This window comes from Phaeovulum sp. (assembly GCF_041596715.1).
Lineage (GTDB): Bacteria > Pseudomonadota > Alphaproteobacteria > Rhodobacterales > Rhodobacteraceae > UBA6213.
The window spans coordinates 1-2571 of sequence record NZ_JBFHIA010000330.1 but is presented as its reverse complement, the minus strand read 5'-3'; the positions used below and the strand labels follow the sequence as shown (position 1 = coordinate 2571).

Genomic DNA, 2571 nt, shown 5'->3' with positions numbered 1-2571 from the left:
GCTCGTAGCACTTTTCTTCAAACCGCCGGATGCGGAGCATGTCGCGCAAAAGATCGTGGGCGTGGGTGTGGTCAAGTTTGACTTTGGTCATCTTGCATCCCCCTCCAGCGTCGAAAGATCGCCCTCGGGCAGGCCAAGCTCGCGGGCGCGCAGCAGCCGACGCATGATCTTGCCGGACCTCGTCCGCGGAAGCGTTTCGCGAAAGACAATCTCGCGGGGTGCAACTGCGGGGCCAAGGCGTTTGCGCGCATGGCCGCGCAATTCACGCTCTAGAGCCTCGCCCGGCTCGAACCCGGCCTTGAGCGTGACAAAGGCCTTGACCACTTCGCCGGCGGTTTCATCGGGGATGCCGATCACCGCAACCTCGGCTACGGCGGGATGTTCGATCAGCGCGCTTTCCACCTCGAACGGGCCGATCAGATGGCCCGAGGATTTTATCAGATCATCCGCTCGTCCGACGAACCAGTAATACCCGTCGCTGTCGCGCATCGCCAGATCGCCGGTCAGATACCAGCCGCCCGCAAAACATTTTGCATAGCGTTCGGGCTGCCCCAGATAGGCGCGCATCATCGAAGGCCAGCCGGGCCGCAGCGCCAGTTCTCCAATCGAGCCGTCGGGCTGTTCGCGCACCTCATCGCCCTCGCGCGTGACGATGCCTGCCTCGATGCCGGGCAAGGGCTTGCCCATGGCGCCGGGTTTGATGTCCATGTCGGGGGTGTTCGCAATCATGATGCCGCCGGTTTCCGATTGCCACCAGTTGTCGTGGAACGGCAGGCCAAAGGTCTTTTGCCCCCAGACCACACACTCGGCGTTCAGCGGTTCGCCCACCGAGGCAAGGAACCGGAGCGCCGTGAAATCGTGCCCCTGCGCCGCTTCTTCGCCCGCGCGCATCATCATGCGGATTGCGGTAGGCGCGGTATACCACACCTGCACCTTCTCGCGCTTGAGGATCGCATACCAGCGGTCAAGATCGAACTCGGCTTCGTCGATCACCATCGTCACGCGGTTGCACAGCGGCGAGATGATCCCATAGCTCATCCCCGTGACCCAACCGGGGTCGGCTGTGCACCAATAGATATCACCCGGATGCAGATCGAGCGCGATCCGCCCCGTTTCGGCATGTGCCACCACGGCCTGATGCACATGCACAACCCCCTTGGGCAAACCCGTGGTGCCAGAGGTGAAGTGCAATAGTGCCATGTCTTCGGGCGCAGTCGGATGCGTTTCGAAGGTTGTTGCCGCCGCCGCCATTGCCGGGCCCAGCGCCACGCACCCCTCTGGCGCTTGCTCGCCAATAATCAACACCAGCTTCAGCCCCGGCATCTGCGCCCGCCAATCCGCAACCTTGCGGCGATAAAGCGGCTCGGTCGTCACCAGCACACTGGCCCCGCCGATTTCCATCCTGGCCCGCACCGGCTCTGGCCCGAAGGCGGCAAAAAGCGGGCTGACGGCAACCCCGGCCTTCAGCGCGCCCAACGTTGCTGCATAAAGCTCGGGCACCCGGCCCGCCAACAGAAACAACCGTTCACCGGGGCCAACGCCATGCGCGCGCAAGACATGCGCAAAGCGCGCGGCCTGCTCGGCCAGATCGGCATAGCTGATGACTGCCCGTTCCCCCTCGCGGCCCAGCCAGATCAGCGCGTCTTGCGCGCCGTGTCCGGCCGCAACGTGCCGATCTACCGCCTCATGCGCGATGTTCAAGCCGCCGCCGGGCAGCCCGTCCAACCGCGCCCTTGCCGCCTCCCATCCGGTGGACAAAAGGCGCGCACCGCCCTTCGGATGGCGTTTGGCTATGATCGCACGTGCCATCTGCTCCTCCCCAGGTGCCGACGAACCGCTTGCCCCTCCCCGGTCTGCACGCGCAACGCAGCACGCGACCCGATGAAGGAACGCTTTATAATAGGGAGAAACCCCCGCGATGTCGTTGATTCATGTCAGCCCCGAGTGCTGCTGCGGCGACGGGCGGCAGGCGAAGGACATGCGCTTGGCCGCGCGGGCCCGAGCGGAAACAGGCCCGCGCGCGATGGAACGGGTCAGGCGCGCGCCAGATCCAGCCCCCCCGTCAGGACAAGAAAGTCGATCACATCGGCGATGCCTTCATCCTTGCGCAGTTGCGCCATGACATAGGGGCGCAGGCCACGGGCGGCCTTCGTATCAGCCTCCAGCAAGCCCAGATCGACGCCCACATGGGGCGCAAGATCGGTCTTGTTGACAACAAGCAGATCTGACCGGGTAAGACCCGGACCCTTCTTTCGCGGGATGTCCTGACCTGCGGCGGTGTCGATCACATAGATCGTGATATCGGCCAGTTCGGGCGAAAAAGTCGCCGCGAGATTGTCGCCGCCTGACTCGATCAGGATCAAGTCTAGATCAGGGTGGGCCTGACGCAGGTCTGCAATTGCCGCAAGGTTGATGGACGCATCTTCGCGAATGGCCGTGTGCGGGCAACCGCCGGTTTCGACCCCGCGAATGCGGTCGGTTGCCAGAACCTGCGCGCGCATCAGATATTCGGCATCTTCGCGGGTGTAGATGTCATTGGTGATGACTGCCATCGAGCAGCGGTGGGCAAGG

At 63.9% G+C, this 2571-nt stretch carries 2 protein-coding genes; both read right to left on the bottom strand.

From position 1 onward, the window contains the following. Positions 1–87: 87 nt before the first annotated feature. Complete coding sequence (gene acsA / locus ABY403_RS15515; protein WP_372841721.1) at positions 88–1809, bottom strand: acetate--CoA ligase; 1722 nt, start codon at positions 1807–1809, stop codon at positions 88–90. 224 nt (positions 1810–2033) lie between these two features. Further along, positions 2034–2571, bottom strand: a 538-nt coding sequence (gene ureG / locus ABY403_RS15510; RefSeq protein ID WP_372841720.1) for an urease accessory protein UreG, incomplete at its 5' end; no start/stop codon positions are given.

Bases quoted from the DNA above. Each gene is read 5' to 3' on its own strand.
- acsA (WP_372841721.1), bottom strand. From the start codon at position 1,809: ATGGCACGTGCGATCATAGCCAAACGCCATCCGAAGGGCGGTGCGCGC.